This is a genomic window from Pseudomarimonas arenosa, from assembly GCF_014841215.1.
Taxonomy (GTDB): Bacteria; Pseudomonadota; Gammaproteobacteria; order Xanthomonadales; family Xanthomonadaceae; genus Pseudomarimonas; species Pseudomarimonas arenosa.
This window is the reverse complement of record NZ_JACYTR010000021.1, coordinates 1-24,844: the sequence shown is the minus strand read 5'-3', so window position 1 is coordinate 24,844 and position 24,844 is coordinate 1. Positions and strand designations below refer to the sequence as shown.

Below are 24,844 nucleotides of genomic sequence, written 5' to 3'. Positions count from 1 at the left end.
TGCCATGCCGACCAGCATCGCGGTCGACTCCGACGCTGCTGCGTTCAACAAGATGGGCTTCGACCACATGATCCAGAACATGGATACTGTGGCTTGGGTCGTGCTTGTCGTCCTGGTCATCATGTCCATGGGCTCATGGTTCTATACCTTCGTCAATTTCCTGAAGAACATGATGATTCGCTCGCGTGCCGAGAGCGTGATCCGCACCTTCTGGGAAACCACCAACGCTCAGGACGCGATCCGCTTCATGGAAGAGCAGCCGAAAGGCGAGCCGTTCTCGAAGATCGCTCTCGACTGTGCTCAGGCCGCCGCTCACCATCAGCGTCATGAAGGCAGCCGTCTGGTCGAAGCGCTGAACCGCTCCGAGTTCATCGACCGCGCCCTGCGTCAGGCCGTCACCCGTGAAAGCAGCAAGCTGGAAACCGGTCTGACCTGGCTGGCCACCACCGGCGCCACCGCTCCGTTCGTCGGCCTGCTGGGTACCGTGTGGGGCATTTACCACGCCCTGATCAGCATCGGTTCCAGCGGCAATGCTTCGATCGACGCCGTGGCAGGACCGGTGGGTGAAGCGCTGATCATGACCGCGATCGGCCTGTTCGTCGCGATCCCGGCGGTGTTGGCGTACAACTTCTTTGTCCGCATGAACCGCAACACCAATTCGAACTTCGACACCTTCGCGCACGACTTGCACGACTTCTTTGCCACCGGTTCCCGTGTTGGCGAAGTGACCAAGAAGTAATCGACACTATCAACGGAGAACGACGCTATGGCGTTCAGTAGCGGCGGCGATAGCGGTGGCCCGATGGCCGAGATCAACGTCACGCCCCTTGTGGACGTGATGTTGGTGTTGCTGATCATTTTCATGGTCACGGCACCTCTGATGTCGCACAAAGTCCAGGTCACCCTGCCCCAGGAAGCCCTGAAAGAAAAACCGGATTCGCAGGGCATACCGATCACGCTGGCAGTGACGGAGTCGGGCGACCTGTACTGGAATGATGATCCAATCATCCTGAGCGTTCTGGAGTCGCGCTTGGCGGTGGAAGCGCAGAAGCAGCCACAGCCACAGGTCAATATTCGCGCCGACAAGACCACCAAGTACCGCACCATTGCTAATGTGGTGAAAACCGCCAAGGACGTGGGCATTGCCAAGGTTGGCTTTGTCACCACGCCGGAACGCTAGGGAGTAACGAGTTATGGCATTCAGTTCCGGAGGTGGAAGCGGGTCAATGGCGGACATCAATGTCACGCCCTTGGTGGACGTACTGCTGGTGCTGTTGATCATCTTCATGGTCACCGCGCCGATGGCCTCGTACGAAATCCAGATTGATCTGCCGCAGCAGAGCCGCAACCAGCCAGAGCAGAAGAAGGATCCGCCGCCGCCGGTGCGCATTCGAATCGACCAGTCGGGGGCGCTGTTCTGGGACAATCAGCCGATGCCGCGGGCCGCGGTGGAAGCTTCGATGATTCTCGAAGCCCAACGCGATCCACAGCCGATGATTGAGTTGGAAACCGCCGGGGAAGCCCAGTACGAGAAACTGACTGATGTGCTGACCATGGCGAAGAATTCAGGTTTGGAGAAGATCGGTTTCGTCGAAACCCTGTAACCCTTCAGGGCAACGACAACCCGTTGAGGCCGCCTACGGGCGGCCTTTTTTTTCCTCCGGCGAAATGGTCTTTCACTCCGCGGAACAGGCGCAGCGCCGAGGGCGCCGCGAAGCGCCCGCGAGTACAGGTCTCCTGCGGACACACCGGGTTTGCAGCTGGACAGGATGTTCGAACTTCAAACCGTCGGATCAATATTCTGGCGTCGACCGCTCAGGATGAGGACAATAACCGCCCCAGTCGTGCTCGGTATCGTCCATGAAAGCTGTTGCCCTGACCCGGTTCCTGATCGAAGCCCAGCGTGAGCGAGGTCAACTGGCGCCGGACTTGCGCCTGCTGATCGAGATTGTGGCCCGGGCCTGTAAATCGATTTCGCACGCCATTGGCAAGGGCGAATTGGGCGGCGTGCTCGGCAGTGCGGGCTCGACCAATGTGCAGGGTGAAGCGCAGAAAAAACTCGATGTACTGTCCAACGAGATCTTCCTCGACGCCAATGAATGGGGCGGCCACCTGGCGGCGCTGGCATCCGAGGAAATGGACGATCCGCACCTGATTCCGCACCGCTACCCCAAGGGCAACTACCTGTTGGTCTTTGATCCCCTGGACGGCTCCTCGAACATTGATGTCAATGTCTCGGTGGGCACGATTTTTTCGGTGCTGCGCTGTCCCGAGGGTATTACCGAGCCCAATGCCGAGCACTTTCTGCAGCCGGGTGTTAAGCAGGTTGCGGCGGGATACACGGTTTACGGACCAAGTACCCTGTTGATACTCACTCTAGGTGACGGCGTGCATCAGTTCACCCTGGATCGTGAACTCGGCAGCTTTGTGCTGACCAAGCGCAACCTGCGCATCGCCGAGGACACCAGCGAGTTCGCTATTAACATGTCGAATCAGCGTCACTGGGAGCCACCGGTGCAGCGCTATATAGATGAGCTGGTGGCCGGCAAGACGGGTCCGCGGGAGCGGGATTTCAACATGCGCTGGGTCGCCTCGATGGTCGCCGATGTGCACCGGATCATGACTCGCGGTGGCATCTTCATGTATCCACTGGATGCCAAGACCCGGGACAAGGGTGGCAAGCTGCGCCTGATGTACGAAGCCAACCCGATGGCCATGTTGGTTGAACAGGCAGGCGGCGCCGCCAGTACCGGACGCCAGCGCATTCTGGATCTGGCACCCGCTGCCTTGCACCAACGCGTGCCGGTCATCCTTGGCTCAAGGAACGAGGTGGAACGCGTTGTTAGCTACCATCGATCATACGATCAGCAGTCATGAGCAAGCCAGGCGACTTCATCGAAGTCTATCCCAATGCCTTGGCTCCCGCTCTCTGTGAGCAACTGATCCAGCGCTTCAACGCCTCCGGCGCCAGCCATCCCGGCCGCATTGGCGGTGGCGTGTATCCGGAGCTGAAGAACAGTCGCGACATCACCCTGCAAGGCAAGCCAGAATGGGCTGATGCCGAGCAACAGCTCAATAGCGCCCTGTTCGCCTGCCTGTTGCGCTATGTGCGTCATTACGGCTTCTCCTTGATCGCCCCCTTGATGCTGCAGTTTCAGCCGCCGGGAGAAACCCTGGCGCGACGCATCACCTTGGACGATATGCAGTCCCTGCCCGATGAACAATTGGCAACCTTGATAGGCACTTGCTTTCGGCCCGGCTCGATCAATCTGCAGCATTACCGTGCGGGTGAAGGTGGCTATCCTTACTGGCACTGCGAGCTGTATCCGAAAGACCCTAGCTGTGAGCCGCTACACCGTCACCTGCTCTGGACTGTCTATCTTAACGACGACTTTAATCATGGAGAAACGGAGTTCTACTATCAGCAGCGGAAGATAAAGCCGCAAAAAGGTGCACTGCTGATTGCTCCCACGGCCTTTACCCACACGCATCGCGGAAACCGCCCGGAAAACGGCGACAAGTACATAGCTACCAGTTGGGTGCTCTTCCAGCGCGCTGAAAAGCTATTTGGTCAACCGGCGCGATAACCGCAGCGCCGTTTCTTGATGGGCGGCTTTCAGCGCTACGCTGGCGTTTGACCCACACACGGCAGGAGCTCCATCGACAGGCGTTTTGTCGCGCCTCCGGCGCGCAGAGCGAACAGTCGCGCAAACCTACTGCCCCAGCCGCACTTCATTGTAGTAGGGTGGAATATCGGCGTAGCCACCGCTGCGCAAGCGCTCCTGCACCTCCAACCACCAGCGCACATCAAAGATCTCACCGTGTTCGGCCAGCAAGGCCTGCTTCTGCTCCTCACTCAGACCGAGAAAGCGCGGAAACTGCTCTGGAAAGACATCATTATCATCGACGTGATACCAGGCGCCGTGGTGCATCTCTTCGTCGTCGTAACGAGCTGTGGGCAGGGCACGAAAGCGACACTCAGTGACCAGACAGAGTTCATCGTAGTCGTAGAAAATCGCCCGCCCAGTACGCGACATGCCGAAGTTCTTCAGCAACAGATCACCCGGGAAGATGTTACTGCGCGCCAGATCCTTGATTGCCTGACCGTAGTCGACCGCCGCCTTGATCGCCATCGCAGCATCCACTTCCTTGATGTACAGGTTCAAAGGCCGCAACCTGCGCTCGATGTAGCAATGGCTCACCACCAGATCCTCGCCCTCTTGATACACGCTCTCCTTGCAGCCATCCAGCAACTCCTCCAGCAAGGCCGGTGCGAACTGCGCCTTGCGAAAGCGTAGAAAGCGAAACTCCTGTGCATCAACCAGCCGTCCGACACGATCATGGTGAAAAACCAAGCGGTACTTAGCTTGCACTTCCTCCCTAGCGACATTCTTTGGGAAGGCAAAGCGATCGCGAATGAGCTTGAACACCAATGGATACGAAGGCAGGGTGAAAACCAGCATCACCATGCCCTTTTCGCCTTCAGCGTGTACGAACTGCTCGTTAGGAGCACCAAGCAGATGGCGGTAGAAATGCCGGTAGCGCTCGGTCTTGCCTTGTTTGGCCCGACCTAGAACGGTGTAGATTTCATCGATCGATTTCTTCGGCAACAGCGTGCGCAGAAACACCACCGCATCGCCCACTGTCGGCAGATCGGCATGAAAGTAACTACGGGTGTAGCCGAACAGGATGGCAATATGCTCGCGGCGAGTGATCACCGCATCGGCACGCACGCCATTCTCGCCATTCACCAGTGCAATCACGCAGGGACCATAGCGCTTCTCGCCAAACACCCGGCCCACCAGATAGGCGCGGCGCTCGCGATAGAAGACGGTTTGCATCAATTCCACAGCATGCACCGGATGTTCGCCCCAGTCGGCCAGCTGATCCTGAAGCGCGCGTGCGATCAAGTCGGCGCAGCGTGGAATGTCCTGGTAAGCGAGGGCGAAAGGAAAATCCTGCAGAACCCGCTCGAATAGCTGGCTAAGATCGGCTGACACCGCGTAGGCGTGTCGAGCGACAGGATGCGCAATACGGTCGGTAGGCTCAATGTCGAGCGCTACGAACTCGATCGCCGGATCGACTCCCCGGGTCTTGAAGAAGCGCCGGCTCAGGGTGTTGAAAAAGGTCTTGTTTAGCTCCTGATCAATCAGTGGGGCGATCAGTTCGGCGTAGAAATCGCGAATCTGACTCCACAAGGCATGATCAAGCGCCGCCTTGCCAAGCAACTCGGAGACGGCGTCGGTGGAACGTCCGACGCACAGGTCGTACGATTCGATCCGATCCACAGCGTCCTGTCGCGCCGCGCCCCAGTCGCGCTCTTCGAAGCGTCGCTTGGCGCGCTGAGTAATCTCAGAAAACAGCCGGTTGTAGTCGCTGAAGCCATCGCGAATGGTCTCCGCCGCCCGAAGCGCCAACTCGCGCTTTGATGTCACGGCATTCTCGATCTGCACTGGCAGCTCGGCGCTCATACCTTCTCCATCCGCTGATACTTGCAACTCCAGCGTAACCAGTGCCCCGCCGGGCGTCCACGTGAGAGATTTGCGTAGCGCAGCGAACGGAATCATTTGTCAGCACGACGCCTGCTTGCGACACTCGGGCCTGTTCGTACAGCTCGGCCGCATTCCGAGTGAGCAGCAGGCATCATTGGAAGCGCGGAATCGTTCACATTACTTTACAGAACGTTCTGTAAAGTAACCGCCCATGCCCAGACCGCCCCTTGCCCGCACCAAGATTCTTCTCGCTGCCCGCCAGATCGTTGAGCGCAGCGGTGCAGGTGCCCTGACCTATGATGAACTGGCCACGGTTTCTGGCCTCACCCGCGGCGGCATCACCTACCATTTTCCGACCAAGGATGACCTGCTCCGCAGCCTCCTTGATGACGACATCAAGCAATGGCGCGCCAGTGAGCAGGCCTCGCGACCGAGCAATGTCGACCCTGCTCTGGCCGAGCTGATCGGCTTCATCCGTTCCCACACCAGTGAGGACGAATCGAAGCGCAGATTCGTGGCCGGCATGCTCAGTGCCGCTGTTCATCAACCCGAATTATTGGACAGCTGCCGAAGCGAAATCGCCCGACAACGCGGCGACCAGCGCTGGGACGAAGCCGGGCTCAAATGCTATTTGTTGCGCCTGGCCGCGGCCGGACTGTTCTGGGAAGAACTGTTTCAGTTGCATCCGTTGCCAACCAAGGTGCGCAAGCAGTTGATCGCCCTGATGGAACGCAAAGCGGAACAGTGGAGTTCCACCGAACCCACTGCCGAAACCGCCACCACCGATGCCGAAGAACAACACAAGAACCGCTAGGGATCCCGAATGATCAACAACACTGAGATGACGCCTCGGCGTTTCTTTCGTTGCCTTGCCGTGTTTGGCCTGCTGCCCATCGCGCTACTGGGCGGTTGTGGCGGCGCTGAACAAGGCGCTCCTGAACACCAGTTTCCCGCACCCGACGTGAGTGTGGCACTGCCGGTGCAGCGCGATGTCACTGCCTGGGATGAATATCAGGGACGCCTGATCGCCGTCGATCGGGCCGAGATCCGGCCGCGGGTGACCGGCTACCTTGCATCGATGCATTTCAGCGAGGGCGAACGGGTGGCGAACAATGCCCTGCTGTTTCGCATCGACGATCGTGAATACCGCGCGGCCCGCGATGCGGCTGCGGCTGAGCTAAGGAGCGCCGAGGCCAGCGTGATCCTGGCCGAACAGGAGCTGCAACGGGCGGACCTGTTGCTGCAGTCGAAGGCGGTGTCAGAGGGCGAGCGTCAACGGCGTAAGGCCGAACACGATCAGGCGTTGGCCACGCGCTCAGCCGCCAAGGCACAACTGGCCCGCGCCCAGCTAACACTGGAGTTCACCGAAATCCGCGCCCCCTTCAGCGGTCGCATCAGCGCTGCCATGATCAAGCCCGGCAATCTGGTCAACGCTGACCAGACGGTGCTTACTACCCTCTTGGCTGAAGACCCGATCGAGGTTGAGTTCAGCGGCGACGAGCAGACCTTCCTGCGCTACAGCCAGCAGGTGCGACAAGGTGATCGGCCAAGCGCGCGGGAAACCCACTACGAAGTGCAGGTCGGCCTCAGCAACGAGCAGGGCTTTCCGCACCGTGGTCAGATCGTTTTTGTCGACAATGCGCTCGATCCGAGCACCGGCACCATTCGCGCCCGCGCGCGCCTGGACAACGCCGCCGGCCTGTTCACCCCGGGTCTGTTTGCCCGCGTGCGGCTGATGGGCGAGACGCGCAAGAACGCATTGCTGGTTCATCCGCAGGCGATTCTTACCGATCAGGACCGCCGCTACGTGTTCGTCGTCAACGAGCAGGATCAGGCGATTCGGCATGACCTGCAGCTTGGCCCCGAGGTCGATGGTCTGCGTGCCGTCGATCAGGGCCTGCAGCCTGGCGATCGAGTGATCGTCAACGGCACGCGCAAGGTGTTCTTCCCCGGCCAACCGGTGAAACCCAATGCTGTGGAGATGAGCCAACCCAACGCGCAAGTTCTCGACGCCGAACAAGCGTCGGCCCAGGCCCAGGGATAGGCCGCATGGCACACACCGACTTCTCGCGCATTTTCATCGATCGGCCCATTCTGGCTTCGGTGCTTTCGATTCTGATTCTGGTCGCCGGCCTCATCGCCATACCGAATCTGCCGATCAGCGAGTACCCTGACGTGGTGCCGCCTTCGGTGCAGGTGACGGCGCTCTACCCGGGCGCCAACCCAACCATCATCGCCGATACCGTCGCCGCACCGCTGGAAGAAGCGGTGAATGGCGTTGAAGGCATGATCTACATGAAATCCACCGCCAGCTCCGATGGCTCAATGATGTTGACCGTTACCTTCAAGGGCGGCACTGACATCGATCTGGCTGCAGTGCAGGTGCAGAACCGGGTGGCGCAGGCCCTGCCAAGATTGCCCGAGGCAGTACGGCAACTCGGGGTCACTACGGTCAAGAGCTCGCCCAACCTGACCATGGTGGTGCATCTGTCTTCGCCCGACGGGCGCTACGATGGCCTGTATCTTTCCAACTTTGCCAACCTGCGAGTTAAGGACGAGCTGGCCCGTCTCGAGGGAGTTGGACAGGCAATCGCATTTGGTGCCGGCAACTACGCCATGCGCGTCTGGCTCGATCCAGACAAGGTCGCTGCACGTGGTTTGACCGCCAGCGATATCGTGGCGGCAATCCGCGAACAGAATGTGCAAGTATCGGCCGGTGCGATTGGTGCAGCGCCGGCGCCTGAAGGCACGGTGATGCAGCTTTCCATCAATGCGCAGGGGCGATTGGAGAGCCCGGAGCAGTTCGGTGACATCGTGCTGAAGAGTGAGCATGGATCACTGACCCGGCTGAAGGACGTGGCCAGAATCGAGCTCGGCTCGCAGAGTTATGCCATCCGTTCCCTGCTCAACAACGAAGACGCGGCTGCCGTGGTGATCTTTGAAGCGCCGGGGGCCAATTCCATCGCCCTGTCCGAAGCCGTTCGCGCGACCATGGCCCGCTTGGCACCCAGTTTCCCCGAGGGGGTGGAGTGGAGCGTGATGTACGACCCCACGGTATTCGTGCAGAACAGCATCGACGCCGTGGTGACCACCTTGTTGGAAGCCATTGCCCTGGTGGTACTGGTGGTGGTGATCTTCCTGCAGACCTGGCGCGCCTCCTTGATTCCACTGATCGCCGTACCGGTGTCGATCATTGGCACTTTTGCTGTGCTTTGGCTACTTGGGCTATCGATCAATGTACTGACTCTGTTCGGCCTGGTGCTGGCCATCGGCATCGTCGTCGACGATGCCATCGTGGTGGTGGAAAACGTCGAACGCCACATCGAAGAGGGCTTGCCGCCGTTGCAGGCTGCGCACAAGGCCATGGAGGAGGTGTCGGGGCCGATCGTGGCGATCTCCCTGGTGCTGGCCGCTGTGTTCGTGCCGATGGCCTTCTTGCCCGGCGTCACCGGCCAGTTCTACAAGCAGTTCGCGGTCACCATCGCGGTCTCCGTGCTGATCTCGGCGTTCAATTCGCTGACCCTGTCGCCGGCACTGGCGGCGCGATTGCTGCAGAAGCATGGCTCGCGCAAGGACCTGCTGGGGCGTCTGATCGATCGTCTGATGTCCGGGTTCTTTACCCGCTTCAACCGTGTGTTCAAGCGTGGTGCCGACGCCTATTCAAGCCGCATTGGCCACACGCTGCGGCGGGCGCCGCGCCTGCTGATTCTCTATGCCGGCTTGCTGGCGCTCACCGTGGTTGCCTTCCGCGCGGTGCCTGGCGGCTTTATCCCGACCCAGGACAAGCAGTATCTGTTCGCCATCGCCCAGCTGCCTGAAGGTGCCAGTATCGATCGCACCGACGCGGTGATGCGCAAGATGGGCAGTCTGGCAATGGAAGTGCCGGGCGTGGTCAGCGCGGTGCAGTTCCCGGGCCTCAACGCCATCCACTTCGTCAATACACCGAACATGGGTGTGATGTTCGTTGGTATCGCGCCGCAGAATGAGCGCGATATCGAGGCGGCCGAGATCGTCATGCAACTGAACATGAAGTTCAGTCAGATTCAGGAGAGTCTGAGCTTCGCCCTGATGCCGCCGCCGGTACTCGGCCTGGGCAACGCCACCGGCATCGAGATGTACGTGCAGGATCGATCGGCACTGGGCTACGCCGAGCTGAACAACCACACTCAGGCACTGGCCGGCGCGCTGCGCGGCATTGAAGGATTCGATCCCATCGGAACCTTCACCTCGTTCCAGCCGAATGTGCCGCAGCTGGAAGCGGCGGTCGACCGCAGCAAGGCGAAACTGCAGGGCTTGTCGATTACCGACATCTTCACCACTCTGCAGGTCTATCTGGGTTCGGCCTATGTCAACGACTTCAATCTGTTTGGCCGTACCTACAGCGTGTACGCCCAGGCCGACGCCAGCCACCGCGATCAGGTGGCCGACATCGGCAAACTGAAACTGCGCAATGCGGCCGGCGAAATGGTGCCGCTGGGCAGCGTCGTCGATGTGCAACCGAGTTTTGGTCCCGACCCGGTGATTCGCTATAACGCCTACCCGGCGGCTGATCTGTCGGCCGGCATCAACCCGGCCCTGATGTCCTCCAATCAGGCCCTCAGTCTGGTGCAGGAGATGGCCGGACAGGTATTGCCGCGCGGTCTGGCCCTGGAGTGGACCAACCTCACTTACCAGCAGGTCAATCAGGGCAATGCCGCGCTGTGGGTGTTTCCGCTGTGTATCCTGCTGGTGTTTCTGGTGCTGTCAGCTCTGTACGAAAGCTGGAGCCTGCCGATGGCGGTGATCCTGATCGTGCCGCTGTGTTTGCTGTCAGCCATCGGCGGCATCTGGTTACTTAATCTTGCCCATGGCCTGTGGCTATCGATCGACCCGCCGGCCGGCCCGCCTACCTTTCTCGACAACAATCTGTTCACTCAGATCGGCCTGGTCGTACTGATGGGCCTGGCCTGCAAGAACGCCATTCTGATCGTCGAGTTTGCCCGCGATCTGGAGGAGCAGGGCATCGATACCTTCAAGGCAGCGGTGGAAGCATGCCGGCTGCGCTTGCGTCCAATCCTGATGACCAGCTTTGCCTTCATTGCCGGCGTCACGCCCCTGGTGTTTGCTTCTGGCGCCGGCGAGGAAGTGCGTCATGTGATGGGGGTGACCGTGTTCGGTGGCATGCTCGGCGTGACATTCTTCGGGCTGTTCTTCACCCCGGTGTTCTACGTGGTGATTCGCCAACGGGTGTTGCAGCGACAGGCGCGGGCTGTGGCGGTGAACGAGGGCAAGGAATCCAGCCATGACTAAGCATCGAGTTTCACCGCGGCTGTCGGTTCCTCTGTGCGCGGCCTTGCTCAGCGCCTGCACCGTAGGCCCACAGTACCAGCGGCCTGAGCAGCCCTTGCCAGCGCAGTTCGAGCAGGCGCCGATCGTCGACCCGCAGCCCGGCCAGCAGACCATGTGGGCCGATCTTGGTGGCGCCGAGTTGCAGACCTTGATCACGCGTGCATTGGAGGCGAACACGCAGGTCGAGCAGGCTGCCGCGCGCCTGGCCGAAACCCGCGCCTTGAGCGGCCTCAGCGTCTATGCGCTGTTTCCCACCGTGACTGCTGCCGCCGACGCCGAACGCAGCAAGAGCAGCCCCGGCGATCCGTTCTCGATGCCCGACCAGGGTACGGCCGAGCGCTACCGCGCCGGCTTTGACGCGCTGTGGGAGATCGATCTGTTTGGCAGCCTGCGCAACCAAAGCAGGGCCATCTATCGTCGGGCCGCCGCCGATCAGGCCGAACTGGCCGCGGTGCAGATTGCGGTGATCGCTGAAACGGCACAAACCTGGTATGCCCGCCGCGGCGCCGCTCAGCAGCTCGCCCTGCTGAACCAGCAGATTGACCGTAAGCAGCAACAACAGGCGTTGTTGCAGAAGACCCTGGAAGCCGGACGCAGCAATGCCCTGGATAGTGCACGGGTCGAACTCGAACTGCGCAGCCTCTTGGCCGAGCGGCCCGCCCTGGAGAACGAGCTGCTGCGGCAGGAGCAGCGCCTGGCGGTGCTCACCGCCTGGCCGCTGGCCGAGCTGCGCCAGCATCTGGCCGAGGAGTTCGACTGGCCGCCATTGCCTGCCCTGCGATCGGTCGGCACGCCGCGCGATTGGCTACTGCGTCGGCCTGACATCGCAGCCGCCGAACGCCGACTGGCGGCGGCGTACTCGGATATCGGTTACGAGACGGCGCAGTACTTTCCGATTCTCAACCTGGTCGGTGACTTCGGCTGGACCGCGCAAAGCTTTGGCGCATTGGGCGGTGGTGCCAGCGAGCGCTGGCGCTTTGGGCCCAGCCTGAGCTGGCGCTTTCTCGACTTTGGCAGAGTCAAACGTTACGTTAAAGCCGCCGAGGCGCGGGCCGCCGGTGCAGAAGCGGCCTACCGGGACACGGTTCTGCGCGCGCTGGAGGAAACCGAGAACGCGCTGGCCCAGCTGCGCGCGGTCAATCAGCGCGCGGCCGAACTGCAACTCGCCGAGGCCAGTGCGGTGGCGGCCGAGCGCCTTGCCGAGCAGCGCTTCGAAGCCGGTGCCGACAGTCTGTTCGAACTGCTCGATGCGCAGCGTCAGCGCATCGCCAGCGAACGCGAAGCGCTGCAGGCCAGGATCGATCAGGCCACCGCCCTGGTGGCGGTGTACAAGGCGTTGGCCGGCGACTTCGCCGAAGTGCTTCAATCAGACGATCCGTCGGCGGCGCTGGAGACGCGCAGCTGACCCAGGGTATTGCGGTCGGTACCGAACCAGATGCTATCGCTGTCAGGGTGAAACTCGGCGTGTCGGACCGCGCCGCCACCACTTTGCAACGTGATCGCTTCGCTGAACTGCTGCCTTGCTCTATCGAAACTTAGCACCTTATTGGGTTGAGGCGCGGTGAGAAACAGCCAGACCCGGTCGCTGGCGTCGATCGCCATCGCATACGGTGCCGCCGGTCGCTGCTCTTCCGGCAGCCGCCATTCGCTGAACGCAGAGCTGCGCGGATCAAAGTGACCCAAATAGTCCTGGGCGTAGTCGACGTACCAGATCAGCCCTTGGCTATCGATGGCAACGCGTCGCGGTCGCGCGTGCTCACGTGGCAGGGTGAATTCGCTGAGCTGAAAGTCGCCATGGCCGATGCGTACCAACTTTCCTCCGGCAAACAGCACTACCCAGGCGTTGCCCTGGTGGTCGCGGATCAGGCCGTAGGGTCGACTCTGCGGAGTCTTCATCGGCACCACGCGCAGCTCACCTGAGTCCACCTGAAGATGCCCTACTGCATTGCCGTTCTGCATGGTGAACCACAGACCTCCGTGGCCATCGAAGGCCAGGGTATGCGGATCGCGCGTGCTGAGGCCGGCCGACTCAGGCACGCTGATCGTCGTGCGCAGTTGCCCGTCACTGGTATAGCGCAGCAGAGTGCCGTTGCCATTGCCGGCCACCCAGATATCACCGTCTGGCCCGACCAAGGCGCTATGCGGCCGAGTGCCTGTGGGCAATGCGATGCGATTGAACGAGTGACTCTGTGGGTTGAAGACTCCGAGGTAGTTGTCGGTCTGGCCGACGAACCAGATCCGCCAGTCCCGGCCGACCGAGGGGTCGCGCGGTCGTGAGTCAGGATAAGGCACCGTCCATTCGGTCATCTTCGGCGAGGCTGCGCTGGCCGCTGCCGGAGCGGACCCGACGATCAGCGCCGTCAGCAGGGCGAGTGAGAACCAGCTTGAAATGGCTCGAGTCGTTGCGCGCATGGCGGTCTCCTCGATGCGAGTGAAGCTCCATCTTCGGCCGAGCCACGCGCCAGCGCAAACCGCTCACTGCTACAGCAATGCCACCGCCTTGAACTGGGCAAACACCGATTGGCCCGCGGTGAGCTGGAGCTGTCGCTCGGCCGCGCGGGTGATGCGGGCAAACAGTCGGCGACCATCGCGGCAGCGGCCGATCACCAAACGCATCGCCGGATTGGTACCGTCGACGATCCGTTCGACCTGCAATGGCAGGCAATTCTGAGCACTGCTGAGCGGTGGCAACTGCGGCCACAGGGTGACGTCGCGCGCGGCGATGCGCAGGCGCACCGCACGATCGGGCCGCGGGCCCCGCCAGGGAATATGGATAGCGTCCTGACCGATCTGCAGTCGCAGCAGATCCGGCTCATCCTGCTGCGCGCTGGCCTCGAGGTCGAACACTGCGGCCAGCTCGCCGGGGGCTTGCAGCCCGATATCGGGTGCGGCCATGGCCTCGGCCAGACTGAGTCGCGGTTGATTGCGTCCGGCCGTCAGCACGATCACCTGATCGGCAACGCGCTCGACTTCGTCCAGTGAGTGCGTCACCAACAGCATCGGCAGGGCTTCGTCGCTGGCCAGACGTCGCAACAGCTGACATAGCGCAAGACGCGCCGCGCTGTCCAAGGCCGAGAGGGGCTCGTCCAGCAGCAGATAGCGTGGGCGGCTGAGCAGGGCGCGACACAGCGCCACCCGCTGCGCTTCGCCGCCGCTGAGGCGGCCGACCCGTCGGCTCAGCAGATGACTGATGCCGCACACCTCGGCATAGCGCCCGATGTCGACCTCGCCACTGTCCGAGGCGGCATGGCGGCCGGCGGCAAAGCGCAGATTGCCGCTGACGTCCAGGTGATCGAACAGTTGTGCCCGCTGACATAACCAGGCGATCCGACGCCGGTGCGCCGGAACCCAATGTCGGCCACGTTGCCAGACCTCGTCGGCGAACTGCACATCGCCCGACACCCGGGGCTCAAGGCCGGCCAAGGCGCGCAGCGCCAGCGACTTGCCTGCCCCCGAGGCACCAAACAACACCGAGATGCCGCGCGCCGGCAACTGCAGGTTGAGGTCCAGCTGAAAGGCCCCCAGCGAGGCCTGCAGACGCGCGCGCAGCAGCGCGTCATTGTCAGGCGGGTTCTGCATCATTGATCCGTGCCGCCATCGCGTGCCTGCTGCCGTCGTCGCAGCGTCTGGATTGCCAGCAGGCACACCATCGCCAGCCCGAGCAACCACGCCGAGAGTCGATGCGCCTCGGCAAAGTCGAAGGCCTCCACGGCATCGTAGATGGCGATCGACATTACCCGGGTTTCGCCGGCGATATTGCCGCCGATCATCAACACCACACCGAATTCCCCCAAGGTATGGGCGAAACTGAGCAGGGCCGCACTCAACACCGCCGGCCGACTTAGCGGCAGCACTACCCGGAAGAACCTTTCAATCGGTCCTGCGCCAAGGCTGGCAGCGGTATCCAGCAGTTCCCGGCGCATGCTGCGAAAGCCATCGAGCAGGGGCTGTACGGCAAACGGCAGCGAATACAGCATCGATCCGATCAGCAGGCCTTTGAAACTGAACACCAGCGGACCGAGTCCCAAGGCCGCCGCTGCCTGACCGACCGGGCCGCGCGGACCAAGCAGCAGCAGCAGGTAGAAACCCAGCACCGTCGGCGGCAGCACCAGGGGCAGAGCGACCAGCACCTCGACCATGGCGCGCACTCGGCTGCGGCCCAGCGCCAACCAGCCGGCCAGCGGTATGCACAGCAGCAGCAACAGGCCGGTGGTACTCAGGGCCAGCCACAGGGTCAGCTTGAGCGCGCTCCACTCCGCCGGGCTCAAGCCGATCATTGCGTTGGCGCGCTGTGCTGGGTCACGCCTGGCAAGGGGCCGAACGGGATCAAGGCTGGCCAGCGACCTGATCTGGTCGGCTCGGCGCGGAATCCAGAGGCAGGAAGCCGCGCTGGCGGAAAATTACCTGCGCCGGCTCACTGAGCAGGAAATCCAGCCACTGCTGCGCCGCATCGCGGCGCTCGGTGTGCAGCATGACGCCGACCTGCCAGAGTGGCCGATGCAAGCCGGGGTCGATGGTCAGCCAGCGTCCACCCGCCACCTCGTCCTTGTAGGAGGTGGCCAACAGAGCCGCTTCGGCTTCGCCGCTGATCACCAGCTGTGCCGCTTGTGCCACGTTCTCGCCCAGCACCAGGTGGGATTGACACTGCTCCCATTGGCCGCTGCCGCGCAGCACCTCCTCGGCGCGCATGCCGTACGGCGCATGGCGCGGATTGGCCATCACCAACTTACCCTGCAGCCGCTCGCCCAGCTGATGGAGGTGCTCGATGCGGCTGTCCTCACGCACCCACAGGCCGAGCTGGCCGCGGGTGTACTGGACCGGCGTGCCCTGGGTCAGTCCCTGGGCCTGCAGCCGCTCGACAAAATCTTGATCGGCGGAGAGGAATACGTCGAACGGCGCGCCTTGCTCGATCTGCTGGCTAAGTTTGCCCGAGGCGGCAAAGCTGGGGCTGACTTCGATTTCGGTATGGCGCTTGAATTCAGTGCTAAGGGCCAGCCATACGCTGCGCAGGTCCGAGGCCGCCGCCACCCGCAGTGGCTCGGCGGCCTGTGCCGGCAGGGCAGGCCCGAGCACGGGCAGCAGGCACAGGGCCAAGCGCAATGCGCCCGTTCTGAATCCAGCCCAGCCCGCTGTTTTGGCCATGTCACTCGCTCCGCCACCGGTGCCACATAGGGTAACGGATCGCGGCCGCTTGCCGCGCCATCGGAGCGCGGCGCGGGGTGCTCAGTGCGCGGCGGCCATCCGATAGCGAGCGATGCTGCGCTTGCTCTTCGGCTCGAGCAGCCAGTTGGACAGATTGCGCAGCGCCGCTTCGGCTGCGCCTTCGGCCTGCTCCGAGCCGCCGAGTTCACTCTCGGCCATCCGTCGCAGACGCTGTTCCAGTGGCAGATGTTCCATGCCACGGGCACGCAAGTAGCCGCCCCATTCGGCGCCGTCCAAGGCCAGGCTATCGAGCAGCAGGATATGACTGCAATTCAGCAGGGCCATTTCCAGCGCCGCAGCCGACAGCACCTTGGCCAGGCCCGCGGAACAGGCCCCCTGATCGAGCTGCGGTGCTTCGAACGCGTCGAGCCAGAAGGCAAAGCGCAGGTCATGGGTCAGGTTGGCACAGGTGACGGCAGCGCCCAGCCGGCGTCGGGAATGCGCCAGATACAAGCGTCGCGGCTTGCGTCGCGAGCGCAGCTTGCGAGTGGCGGCAAAGAACTCGCTCAGCAGCCGTTGACGATGAGCGTCGATCGAAGCGGCCGGCGGCGAATCGTGTGCCGATAGAGCGCGGTCCTGCTCCTCCAGCGAACGCAGGCCATCGATCAGCAGCCACCATTCCTGTTGCCCGACGCGCTGTACGTCGTCGTAGCGGTCGCGCCACCCCTGCAAGCCCTGGGTCTCCTGTCGGGCCAAACAGCGCCAATCAAAATCGCGTGCCATTGCCGTTCCTCGTCTAACACCAGCTGGAACCTAGGCAGTGTCGGCACGGGGCTGGATATCGCAGGCTGGAGAGAAAATTTTCCGAGAAAATCTCCATTCGACCGGGATTTGCGCTGATTGACCCTCGAGTTGGCCGTGCAGTGCCCCTGACATCCGCCCGGTGGCCGGCTATGCTCGGCGACCCCGGGCAGCGTGCCCGGCGTTGACCGCGCCTGATTCAGAGGATCCTGTTGATGAAGTCTGTTCTTTTTGCCCTGTTGCTGGGCGCCGCCCTGCCCGCCTTTGCGCAAGACAACCCGCGTGTGCTGCTGAATACCGATCGCGGGCCTTTGCTGCTTGAACTCGATCAGCAGAAAGCGCCGAACACGGTGGCCAATTTCCTCACCTACGTCGGTGACGGCAGCTTCGACAACACCCTGGTGCAGCGAATCTCACGCAACTTTGTCATTCAGGGCGGTGCCTTCAAGGACAACCTCACGGCTATTACACGGCGAGCGACGATTCGCAGCGAGCGCGGCAACGGTCTAAGCAATGAGTACGGCACGATCGCCATGGCCTTGTCCGGCAATCCGCCGAATCGCGACAGCGCCAGTTCGGACTTCTTCATCAATACCCGGGCCGGCGGCAACAGCAGCCTGGACACCGATTTCACCGTGTTCGGCCGGGTTATTTTCGGTCTGAAGACACTGCAGACCTTGAACAACCTGCCGCTCTACGACCAATCCGAAACCCCGGTACGCATGCCGGTGATCAAGAAGGCTGTACGCACCACTGGTTTTCCGATTCTGGACCTGCACACCGGAGCCTGGTACGACCCGGACAACAGCGGTCGCGGCTTTTCTGTCGAGGTGGCCCAGGCCGCTGGCGGCGATGAAGCCGGCAACAGCCCGCTGCTGGTGGTCTACTGGTATGACTATGCTGAAGGTCGGCAGATCTGGACCACCGGTGCGGCGCCGTTCAATTGGGGCGATAGCGCCGTCACCCTGAACATGAACATCACCGAGGGCGGCCAGTTCGGTGCCGACTTCGATCCGACCCAGGTCACCAGCAACCCGAACTGGGGCACACTAACGGTGCGTTTCACCGGCTGCGACAGCGCGGTATTCAGCTTTGACAGCGAACTCGGCCAGGGCGAGTGGAACATGCAACGCATCACCCTGCCGACCCGTGATGTCTGCGTGGGACAATAGTCGGGGTCGGCGATAACGGCGGCGGTCACATTCGCCGCCCTCGCCCCTCCTGATACCAAAGCGCTCACACTTTCAGCCATGTATAGCTTCCGTTTCCGCTCAGAAACCTTTGGCGGCTTTGCCGAAGTCACCGGCATCGCCAAGTTGGATGATGGCGGCCTGGAGCTGCAGTTTCAGGCCCGCGATGCCGTGTTCGGCGTGCTGAAGTCAGAGATCAAGTCGCGACGGGTGTCGCTGGGCCAGCTGCTGCAGGTCAGCTATCACGCCGGCCCATTCTGGCTGCTGCCGCGGGTCGAGTTGCATCTTCACGACCTGCTGGGCGCCGAGGAATTGCCCGGCGGCGCCGAAGGCACGGTGAAGCTGGGTGTGAAGTGGTCCGACCGGGCGGCAGCCAAACGGGCGACGGAATGGCTGCAGCGGCTGTTGCATGAGCAGCGCTTTCAGAGCCTGCAGACCGAGATTGAACAGTTGAGCCGCAGTCACCCCAAGCCGGTGGCTGCCTGGCAGGCGACGGCACTGACCGGGGCTTCGTCGCCGCCGCCGCCACCGCCACGCTTGGAGTCGGAGTAGCGAGCGGCTATTCGGGCCAGCACCGTCAGAACGCCCGCGTCAATGCCGATGTTGGATCGCCGGCTGCTGCGACTGATCAGCAGCCTGCTAGACTCGAAACCGGCGAGCTGAGCGGCTTGCCGACCTCCCACCTTACTCACGGCAACGCGCATGGCCGACGAGCCTCAGACCATCGACCCGGAACAGCTCTGCGTTGGGCTGTACGTCGAACTCGGTCTGGGCTGGATGGAACATCCGTTCGCCTTCAATCGCTTCAAGATCAAATCTCAGGCGCAGATCGATACGCTCAAGAGACTCGGCCTGAAGGAGATCCAGTACGATCCGGGCAAGAGTGATTGTCTGCCCCTGGCGGCACCGGCTGACGATGCGCCCGCGCCGCCGCCACCGCCGCCGCCGAGCAAGGAGGAGCTGGCCGCGCGCGCCGAGAAGCAGGCCCGCATTGAGCGAGTGGCCGAGTTGCGGGCCGGCATCAAGCAGGTTGAGCGGCAGTTCCTGCAGGCGGCCGACGTGCTGAAGAAGATCAATCGACAGCTGCGCTCGCGTCCGGAAGAGACCTTTGAGGAGACCGACCATCTGGTCAGCAGTCTGGTGGCGGCGGCGCAGGCGCAGGGTGAGATGCACCTGCATGCGATCAGCCAGGGCCTGGGCGAAGACGTCTACTTCCATTCACTCAACGTCACCGTGCTGTCCCTATTGCTCGGTCAGTCGCTGCGATTGAAGACCGAGGAGCTGCATCAGCTGGGCCTGGGGGCAATCCTGCACGATGTTGGTCTGCTCGAAGTGCCCGATGCCATCGCTGCCCGGCGCGAGGGGCTGAGCAAGCCAGAGCAGCTGATCTACGAAGGCCACGTGCGCAGCGGGGTCAAGCTCGGGCGTCGAATCAATCTCGGCGATCAGGCGCTGGCAGTGATCGCCCAGCACCATGAGCGCGCCGACGGCAGCGGTTATCCGGAGGGTTTGTCGGGTGCCGAAATCAGTCTGGCGGCGCGCATCGTCGGCCTGACCAATGCCTACGACAATCTGTGCAATCCACAGGATCTGGCCAAGGCGCTCACTCCCTATGAGGCCTTGTCGTATCTATTTGCTAAGCAGCGCGACAAGTTTGACCAGAATCTGCTGCGCGCCCTGATCCGCAACCTGGGCGTCTATCCGCCGGGCACCGTGGTGCGGCTATCCAACCAGCGAATCGGGCTGACCATTTCGGTCAATACCAAGGAGGCGTTGAAGCCGGTGGTGTTGCTGTACGATCCTGACATTCCGCCGGAGGCGGCACTGCTGCTCGATCTTGCCGCCGAGCCGGAGTTGAAGATCGCCGAGGGCATCAAACCCGGCCTGCTGCCGCGCGAGGTGTTCGAATATCTCAACCCGCGGCAGCGGGTAACCTACGCGTTCGACAAGCAACCCGGCGCGCTGCGCCGATAATTGCCGGAGTTTCATGGACACGGTCACTTTTCGTTGCCCCGCAACACCGGGTTTCGGTGAGGTCGAGGGCGTGCTGCGGCTGTCCGCTGCCGCCCTGCACCTGCAGTTTCACCTCTACGATGCAGTGCTGGGCGTGCGCCGGCCGGAGGTGCATCAGGTCGATCTGCGCTGGGATGGCATCGCCAGCGCCGCTTACCAGCAAGGCTGGTTTGGCCGCGGCGCGCGCATCGATCTGGTGCTCAACGACATCCAGCCGCTGGCTCAGTTTCCGCGCAGCGAAGCGGGCTTCAGCCTGCGTCTACCCTGGGCACAACGACGCGCCGGGCGCAAACTGGTCGACGAGTTGCAGCATTATCTGCGCGATCAGCGCTACGCTCGGCTGCAGCGTGACATCGATTATCTGAGCAAGAAAGCCGATTGATCGGGCGTACGCTGCGCCACGCCATGGTCGAAACAGCAATCGCGCTTACAATTCGCCGATGAACGATTCGTCGACCTCTCCCTTGCGTGCCCTGTTGCCGATTGCCGGCAAGGCCCTGGAAACCGCCCTCAATCGTGCTGCCGCGCTGGATCCAGCCATGTCGGCTGAGCTGGTGGCTCTGCAGGGGCAGAGCATCGAGCTGGCGCTGGAGGCGCCAGCGCTGGCCTTGCGCCTCACCGTGAGCGAAGACGGTCGACTGCGGGTCGGTCCTAGCGAGGCCAGCGAACCGGCCCTGGCCTTGAAGGCGACCCTGGGCGGGCTGCTCGGCCAGCTGCTGCCGGGACGCGAGCAGGGCGCTGCAGTGGGGCGCATGCGGATCAGCGGCGATGCTGAGCTGGCCCGGCGCCTGCAGAAGATCGCCGGCCGCTTCGACCCTGACTTCGAAGCGGCGTTCGCCGCTGTATTCGGCGAGGTGCTTGGCGTGCAGATTGCGAAAGCACTGAAAGCCGGCCTGCAGCGTGGTCGACAGGAGGCGCGGCGACTGGCCCAGGATGTCAGCGAATACCTGGTCGAAGAGCGTCGCGACCTGGTCGGCAGCGAGGAGCAGAAAGCCTTCTTCGATGATGTCGACGAACTGCGCGATGATGTCGAGCGCATGGCGGCGCGAATTCAGCGTCTGCGGCGGACACGCGGCACATGAGGGCGGTGCTGCGGGCCAGTCGCATCCTGCGTGTGCTGGTCAAGTACCGTCTTGATTCGCTGCTCGAAGGCACTGGGGTCGATCCTCTGCTGCGCCTGATTCGACCCTTCGTGCCGCGGGCGTCAAAAAAGGTCGCGGCCCTGAGTCGTGGCGCCCGCCTGCGGATGGCACTGCAGGATCTGGGACCGATCTTCGTCAAAGCCGGACAGGTGCTCTCGACTCGCCGTGATCTGGTGCCGGAAGACGTCGCCGACGAGCTCAGCCTGCTGCAGGATCGGGTGGCGCCGTTCGACGGTGCCGAGGCCCAGCGCATCATCGAGCAAAGTCTGGGCAAGCCGGTGGGCGAGCTGTTCTCCGCCTTCGAGCAAACGCCCCTGGCCTCGGCCTCGATCGCCCAGGTGCATCCGGCCAGCCTGGCCGACGGTCGCGAGGTGGTGGTCAAGGTGCTGCGACCGGGCATCGCCAAGCAGATCCGCGCCGACCTCGCCCTGCTGCGTGCCCTGGCCGAGATTGCCAATCGCACCCATCCGCGAGCCGACAAGATCCGCCCGCTGGAGGTGATCGATGAGATCGAGGCCACCCTGCACGGCGAGCTCGATCTGCAGCGCGAGGGCGCCAATGCCAGCCTGCTGAGGCGCAACTGGCTCGATTCGCCCGACCTCTACGTGCCGGAAGTGTTCTGGAGCCACAGCGGCGAGCGGGTGCTGACCCTGGAGCGGGTGCGCGGTATACCAGCCGATGATGTGCAGGCCCTGGATGCTGCCGGCGTGGATCGGCATGTGTTGGCGGCCAAGGGCGTGCGGGTGTTCTACACCCAGGTGTTCCGCGACAACTTCTTTCATGCCGATGCCCATGCCGGCAACATCTGGGTTGATCCCAGCAAGCCGACCGACCCGCGCTACATCGCCCTCGACTTCGGCATCATGGGTCAGTTGCCGAGCCGTGATCAGTACTACCTGGCCGAGAACTTCATGGCCATGTTTCAGCGCGACTATCGGCGCATCGCCGAACTGCATGTCGAGGCTGGCTGGATGCCGTCGACGGTGAAACTGGAGGAGTTGGAGGCCGCCACGCGTTCAGTGTGTGAGCCCTACTTCACTCGGCCTCTGTCGGAGATCGCCCTGGGCGAAGTGGTGGTCAAGCTATTTCGCACTGCCCAGCGTTACGAGCTGACCCTGCAGCCACAGCTGATCCTGTTGCAGAAGACCCTGCTCAATATCGAGGGCGTGGGTCGGCTGCTCGACCCCAAGCTGGATATCTGGGCAGTCGCCCATCCGGTGCTGGAAAGCATCCTGCGCGAGCGCTACAGCGGTCGTCACTTAGCACGCGAGTTCCGCAAGCGGATTCCAGAGATCGTGACGCACGCGCCGGATATGCCGCGGCTGATCCGCGAGTGGCTGGTGCAGCAGACCACCGGCGGCCATCAGCTGCGCATGCGCTCGCAGGATCTCGAAGCGCTGGTGCAGGTCAGCCGCGAAGGCCAGCGCAAGACGGTGTACGCCATCCTCGGTACTGGCCTGATGATCACCGCGGCAGTGCTGTTCGGCCTGGAAGCCGGCGGCCCGCGATTGCTCGGGGTGGCGGCGGCAGTATGGATCGCCATCGTCGGTGCCATGGGCGCCTTCTACGCCGCCTGGCCGCGTGGCTAGCGATGGCTGGCCGGTCACCGCCTGAGTTGACGTCGCTGTCAGCGAGGGGCTAACTAGCTGCTGTACTGTCGAACCACGAGCCCCGGCGTGAGCGAACGATTGCTGTTACCGACCTTATTGCCCATCGTGGCCTATATGCAGGCGCGTGATCGCGGCTTTGCCGAGGCCGCCGGATCAGTGGCCGAGCTGGCCGGTCTTCGGGCAGCCAATGAGCGCCCGCCGGATGCGCGAGGATCGGCCACCCTGGTCGACCTGGTGCACCGCCGACTCGGCAGCCGCGACAGCTCCCTGCTGCTGGCCGATCAGGTGCCGTTGAATGGCATGGGCAATATCGGCCTGTATCTGGCCAGCGCGGCCAATCTCGGCGAGTTGCTCAATGATGCTGCAGCCTATTTTGATACCGTGCGCATGGGCGATACCCGGGTGGCCCTGCTCAAACAGGGTGATCAGGCCTGTCTGACCTTCATCCGCGACGCCGAGTGGGATTTGTCGGCCTTGCTGTGCACCGAGATCGACCTCGGCTGCTTGCTGCGCGTGCTGCGCCACTGCTTCGGTCGCGACTTCCGGCCCGAGTGCATCCGCTATCCCGAATGCGGCATCGAACTGCCCGAGGCCTGGCAGCGTGACTACGGAGTGCGCACCGAAGCGGCTGGCCTGCATCTGCAGCTGTGCTTTGCCAGTGCGATGCTGGCCCGACCCACCGCACATCCGAACCCGGACATTCGCGCCGCCCTGCAGCCCTCCCTGAACACCGAGATGCGGCGGCTGAAGAACGACAGCAGCTGGATGCAGCAAGTGGTCTCGCGGATCGTCGACTCCGGCCAGGTGCGCCGGCTCGATCTGGAATCGGTCAGCGCCCTGCTGGCGATCAACAGCAATGCGCTCAGTCGTCGACTGGCCGAGGAGAACACCGAGTTCAGCAATCTGGTCGAGGCAGTCTGTCGTGAGCACGCCCTGCGTCGCTTGCTGGACAGCGATGTCAGCATCGCCGATCTCGCCGACGAGCTCGGCTTTGCTGAGCCGGCACTATTCGAGCGCCGCTTCCGGCAGTGGCTGCAGGTGTCGCCGGCACAGCTACGGCAGGAGTCGCGCGCCGCCGGCTACCTTGCCCGTCATGTCGGTGGCGACCTGTTGAATCAGCTGCCCAATCCCTCACGGGCTTGTGAAGTGCTGCTCGGGTTGCAGCAGAACGACGATGCCTCGATGGCTGAAATCGCCGACATCATCGGTGCTGATCCGGTGCTGGCCGCGCGCGTGGTAGGCGTGGCCGGCAGCGCGTTGTACGGCGGTCGGCGCATTCGCAGCGTTCAAGATGCAGCCAGCGTGCTGGGCCTGAACGAACTGCGCCGACTGGCGGCGATGATGGCGCTGCGCCAATCCTTGGGGCCGGTGAACTGCGCCCATTTCGACCTGCAGTCGTATTGGGTCGCCTCCCTGGTGTTGTCCAGTGTGGCGCCGTCCTGGCTGCACTACGTCGACGGTTGCCGCTTTGATGACAGCCTATCGTTGACCGGCTTGTTATGTGAGATCGGCTCTTTGCTGTTTGCCTGTTCGGCAGCCAAACAGATGGATGCTCATCTTGCCGACGGCGACCCCGATGCCGATGAAGCCGCCATTCGCGTGGCCGAGATCGCAGCATTTGGAACACCTCGCTATGCCCTGGCATCACTGCTGCTGGCGCGCTGGAATGTGGCACCCGATGTAGTGCGGCAGGTACGGCAGCTGGATCTGGCCCTGGATCCGGCTGCCAATGAAGCCTCGCTGGAGTCGCTGGCCCTGCTTACCCTCGGTCGCCTGGTTCGTCGTCGGGTGCAGGGCCTGGATACCGAGCGAGAGTTTGCCGCCCTGCGCGTCGGATTCCGCCTGCCGGCATCTTGGGCCATCGATGCCGACAACGATGGCCTGGAAGCGCGCCTGGACGATGCCATCGAGCGCTGCCGCGAGCAGGCCGAGATGATGCTGGCCGGCTAACCCGGATATTTCATGAGGTCGCGCCGAAAGATTCGGCCATTCCAAGCGGGGCCAGAGTTTCGACCGATGGTGTTGAGATAACAGAGTGTTCGCGATCTTTCGGCGCTGGCACGGCCCTCATTCGGCCGCTGCGCGGCTACGCAGGGCATTCGCCCTGAGGTCCTTTGCGCCGATTG

22 protein-coding genes are annotated in these 24,844 nt (G+C 62.8%); 16 read left to right on the top strand and 6 right to left on the bottom strand.

The window, feature by feature from the left end:
• The first annotated feature begins 4 nt into the window (after positions 1–4).
• The 5 genes from IFO71_RS11450 to IFO71_RS11430 all read left to right on the top strand — a co-directional run bounded on the left by IFO71_RS11450 (position 5) and on the right by IFO71_RS11430 (position 3,587).
• Complete coding sequence (locus IFO71_RS11450; RefSeq protein ID WP_192029800.1) at positions 5–739, top strand: MotA/TolQ/ExbB proton channel family protein; 735 nt, start codon at positions 5–7, stop codon at positions 737–739.
• A gap of 27 nt (positions 740–766) precedes the next feature.
• The gene (locus tag IFO71_RS11445; protein ID WP_192029772.1) at positions 767–1,180 is read left to right on the top strand and encodes an ExbD/TolR family protein; all 414 of its coding nucleotides are present in this window, start codon (positions 767–769) and stop codon (positions 1,178–1,180) included.
• A gap of 13 nt (positions 1,181–1,193) precedes the next feature.
• On the top strand, positions 1,194–1,604 hold the full coding sequence (locus IFO71_RS11440) for an ExbD/TolR family protein (protein WP_192029771.1): 411 nt from the start codon (positions 1,194–1,196) through the stop codon (positions 1,602–1,604).
• Between the two features lie 256 nt (positions 1,605–1,860).
• Positions 1,861–2,877 carry a class 1 fructose-bisphosphatase gene (locus IFO71_RS11435; protein WP_192029770.1) on the top strand — a complete coding sequence of 339 codons (1,017 nt, stop codon included), beginning with the start codon at positions 1,861–1,863 and terminating at the stop codon, positions 2,875–2,877.
• The gene (locus IFO71_RS11430) at positions 2,874–3,587 is read left to right on the top strand and encodes a 2OG-Fe(II) oxygenase (protein ID WP_192029769.1); all 714 of its coding nucleotides are present in this window, start codon (positions 2,874–2,876) and stop codon (positions 3,585–3,587) included. The genes IFO71_RS11435 and IFO71_RS11430 overlap by 4 nt, the downstream gene beginning before the upstream one ends.
• A gap of 126 nt (positions 3,588–3,713) precedes the next feature.
• Here the strand turns inward: IFO71_RS11430 and aceK are convergent, their stop codons facing one another.
• Complete coding sequence (gene aceK / locus IFO71_RS11425; RefSeq protein WP_192029768.1) at positions 3,714–5,471, bottom strand: bifunctional isocitrate dehydrogenase kinase/phosphatase; 1,758 nt, start codon at positions 5,469–5,471, stop codon at positions 3,714–3,716.
• A gap of 232 nt (positions 5,472–5,703) precedes the next feature.
• Here aceK and IFO71_RS11420 point away from each other — a divergent pair, with 232 nt between their 5' ends.
• From IFO71_RS11420 to IFO71_RS11405, 4 genes are read left to right on the top strand one after another with little or no spacing between them, the layout of a single operon-like run.
• Complete coding sequence (locus IFO71_RS11420; protein ID WP_192029767.1) at positions 5,704–6,306, top strand: TetR/AcrR family transcriptional regulator; 603 nt, start codon at positions 5,704–5,706, stop codon at positions 6,304–6,306.
• Between the two features lie 9 nt (positions 6,307–6,315).
• Positions 6,316–7,536, top strand: a complete 1,221-nt coding sequence (locus tag IFO71_RS11415) for an efflux RND transporter periplasmic adaptor subunit (protein ID WP_192029766.1) — start codon at positions 6,316–6,318, stop codon at positions 7,534–7,536.
• Positions 7,537–7,541: 5 nt separating this feature from the next.
• Positions 7,542–10,781 carry an efflux RND transporter permease subunit gene (locus IFO71_RS11410; RefSeq protein WP_192029765.1) on the top strand — a complete coding sequence of 1,080 codons (3,240 nt, stop codon included), beginning with the start codon at positions 7,542–7,544 and terminating at the stop codon, positions 10,779–10,781.
• Positions 10,774–12,225, top strand: a complete 1,452-nt coding sequence (locus IFO71_RS11405) for an efflux transporter outer membrane subunit (RefSeq protein WP_192029764.1) — start codon at positions 10,774–10,776, stop codon at positions 12,223–12,225. The genes IFO71_RS11410 and IFO71_RS11405 overlap by 8 nt, the downstream gene beginning before the upstream one ends.
• Here the strand turns inward: IFO71_RS11405 and IFO71_RS11400 are convergent.
• The 5 genes from IFO71_RS11400 to IFO71_RS11380 all read right to left on the bottom strand — a co-directional run bounded on the left by IFO71_RS11400 (position 12,183) and on the right by IFO71_RS11380 (position 16,745).
• A complete protein-coding gene (locus IFO71_RS11400) occupies positions 12,183–13,232 on the bottom strand; it encodes a Vgb family protein (protein WP_192029763.1) in 1,050 nt (349 codons plus the stop codon). The genes IFO71_RS11405 and IFO71_RS11400 overlap by 43 nt on opposite strands.
• A gap of 69 nt (positions 13,233–13,301) precedes the next feature.
• Positions 13,302–14,399: a molybdenum ABC transporter ATP-binding protein gene (gene modC / locus IFO71_RS11395; RefSeq protein WP_192029762.1), complete on the bottom strand. Its 1,098-nt coding sequence runs from the start codon at positions 14,397–14,399 to the stop codon at positions 13,302–13,304.
• Positions 14,399–15,097 carry a molybdate ABC transporter permease subunit gene (gene modB / locus IFO71_RS11390; RefSeq protein WP_192029761.1) on the bottom strand — a complete coding sequence of 233 codons (699 nt, stop codon included), beginning with the start codon at positions 15,095–15,097 and terminating at the stop codon, positions 14,399–14,401. Before modB ends, modC begins: the two co-directional genes overlap by 1 nt.
• A 49-nt stretch (positions 15,098–15,146) precedes the next feature.
• A complete protein-coding gene (gene modA / locus IFO71_RS11385) occupies positions 15,147–15,962 on the bottom strand; it encodes a molybdate ABC transporter substrate-binding protein (protein ID WP_192029760.1) in 816 nt (271 codons plus the stop codon).
• An 81-nt stretch (positions 15,963–16,043) separates the two neighbouring features.
• Entirely contained in the window at positions 16,044–16,745 is a 702-nt protein-coding gene (locus tag IFO71_RS11380; protein ID WP_192029759.1) for a hypothetical protein, read from the bottom strand.
• A gap of 233 nt (positions 16,746–16,978) precedes the next feature.
• Here IFO71_RS11380 and IFO71_RS11375 point away from each other — a divergent pair, with 233 nt between their 5' ends.
• The 7 genes from IFO71_RS11375 to IFO71_RS11345 all read left to right on the top strand — a co-directional run bounded on the left by IFO71_RS11375 (position 16,979) and on the right by IFO71_RS11345 (position 24,668).
• Complete coding sequence (locus IFO71_RS11375; RefSeq protein WP_192029758.1) at positions 16,979–17,935, top strand: peptidylprolyl isomerase; 957 nt, start codon at positions 16,979–16,981, stop codon at positions 17,933–17,935.
• 78 nt (positions 17,936–18,013) lie between these two features.
• Positions 18,014–18,505 (top strand): hypothetical protein, encoded by a 492-nt coding sequence (locus IFO71_RS11370; protein WP_192029757.1) that lies wholly within the window; start codon positions 18,014–18,016, stop codon positions 18,503–18,505.
• Positions 18,506–18,655: 150 nt separating this feature from the next.
• Positions 18,656–19,927 (top strand): cyclic di-GMP phosphodiesterase, encoded by a 1,272-nt coding sequence (locus IFO71_RS11365; protein WP_192029756.1) that lies wholly within the window; start codon positions 18,656–18,658, stop codon positions 19,925–19,927.
• A gap of 13 nt (positions 19,928–19,940) precedes the next feature.
• The gene (locus IFO71_RS11360) at positions 19,941–20,348 is read left to right on the top strand and encodes a hypothetical protein (protein ID WP_192029755.1); all 408 of its coding nucleotides are present in this window, start codon (positions 19,941–19,943) and stop codon (positions 20,346–20,348) included.
• Positions 20,349–20,406: 58 nt separating this feature from the next.
• Positions 20,407–21,048, top strand: coding sequence for a ubiquinone biosynthesis accessory factor UbiJ (locus IFO71_RS11355; protein WP_192029754.1), 642 nt, complete (start codon positions 20,407–20,409; stop codon positions 21,046–21,048).
• Complete coding sequence (gene ubiB, locus IFO71_RS11350) at positions 21,045–22,697, top strand: ubiquinone biosynthesis regulatory protein kinase UbiB (protein ID WP_192029753.1); 1,653 nt, start codon at positions 21,045–21,047, stop codon at positions 22,695–22,697. Before IFO71_RS11355 ends, ubiB begins: the two co-directional genes overlap by 4 nt.
• Positions 22,698–22,784: 87 nt before the next feature.
• Positions 22,785–24,668 (top strand): HDOD domain-containing protein, encoded by a 1,884-nt coding sequence (locus IFO71_RS11345; RefSeq protein ID WP_192029752.1) that lies wholly within the window; start codon positions 22,785–22,787, stop codon positions 24,666–24,668.
• Positions 24,669–24,844: the final 176 nt, after the last annotated feature.

Excerpts from the sequence above, each read along its gene's own strand:
- IFO71_RS11450 (WP_192029800.1), top strand. The coding sequence starts at position 5 with ATGCCGACCAGCATCGCGGTCGACTCCGACGCTGCTGCGTTCAACAAG.
- IFO71_RS11445 (WP_192029772.1), top strand. The coding sequence starts at position 767 with ATGGCGTTCAGTAGCGGCGGCGATAGCGGTGGCCCGATGGCCGAGATC.
- IFO71_RS11440 (WP_192029771.1), top strand. The coding sequence starts at position 1,194 with ATGGCATTCAGTTCCGGAGGTGGAAGCGGGTCAATGGCGGACATCAAT.
- IFO71_RS11435 (WP_192029770.1), top strand. The coding sequence starts at position 1,861 with ATGAAAGCTGTTGCCCTGACCCGGTTCCTGATCGAAGCCCAGCGTGAG.
- IFO71_RS11430 (WP_192029769.1), top strand. The coding sequence starts at position 2,874 with ATGAGCAAGCCAGGCGACTTCATCGAAGTCTATCCCAATGCCTTGGCT.
- aceK (WP_192029768.1), bottom strand. The coding sequence starts at position 5,471 with ATGAGCGCCGAGCTGCCAGTGCAGATCGAGAATGCCGTGACATCAAAG.
- IFO71_RS11420 (WP_192029767.1), top strand. The coding sequence starts at position 5,704 with ATGCCCAGACCGCCCCTTGCCCGCACCAAGATTCTTCTCGCTGCCCGC.
- IFO71_RS11415 (WP_192029766.1), top strand. The coding sequence starts at position 6,316 with ATGATCAACAACACTGAGATGACGCCTCGGCGTTTCTTTCGTTGCCTT.
- IFO71_RS11410 (WP_192029765.1), top strand. The coding sequence starts at position 7,542 with ATGGCACACACCGACTTCTCGCGCATTTTCATCGATCGGCCCATTCTG.
- IFO71_RS11405 (WP_192029764.1), top strand. The coding sequence starts at position 10,774 with ATGACTAAGCATCGAGTTTCACCGCGGCTGTCGGTTCCTCTGTGCGCG.
- IFO71_RS11400 (WP_192029763.1), bottom strand. The coding sequence starts at position 13,232 with ATGCGCGCAACGACTCGAGCCATTTCAAGCTGGTTCTCACTCGCCCTG.
- modC (WP_192029762.1), bottom strand. The coding sequence starts at position 14,399 with ATGCAGAACCCGCCTGACAATGACGCGCTGCTGCGCGCGCGTCTGCAG.
- modB (WP_192029761.1), bottom strand. The coding sequence starts at position 15,097 with ATGATCGGCTTGAGCCCGGCGGAGTGGAGCGCGCTCAAGCTGACCCTG.
- modA (WP_192029760.1), bottom strand. The coding sequence starts at position 15,962 with ATGGCCAAAACAGCGGGCTGGGCTGGATTCAGAACGGGCGCATTGCGC.
- IFO71_RS11380 (WP_192029759.1), bottom strand. The coding sequence starts at position 16,745 with ATGGCACGCGATTTTGATTGGCGCTGTTTGGCCCGACAGGAGACCCAG.
- IFO71_RS11375 (WP_192029758.1), top strand. The coding sequence starts at position 16,979 with ATGAAGTCTGTTCTTTTTGCCCTGTTGCTGGGCGCCGCCCTGCCCGCC.
- IFO71_RS11370 (WP_192029757.1), top strand. The coding sequence starts at position 18,014 with ATGTATAGCTTCCGTTTCCGCTCAGAAACCTTTGGCGGCTTTGCCGAA.
- IFO71_RS11365 (WP_192029756.1), top strand. The coding sequence starts at position 18,656 with ATGGCCGACGAGCCTCAGACCATCGACCCGGAACAGCTCTGCGTTGGG.
- IFO71_RS11360 (WP_192029755.1), top strand. The coding sequence starts at position 19,941 with ATGGACACGGTCACTTTTCGTTGCCCCGCAACACCGGGTTTCGGTGAG.
- IFO71_RS11355 (WP_192029754.1), top strand. The coding sequence starts at position 20,407 with ATGAACGATTCGTCGACCTCTCCCTTGCGTGCCCTGTTGCCGATTGCC.
- ubiB (WP_192029753.1), top strand. The coding sequence starts at position 21,045 with ATGAGGGCGGTGCTGCGGGCCAGTCGCATCCTGCGTGTGCTGGTCAAG.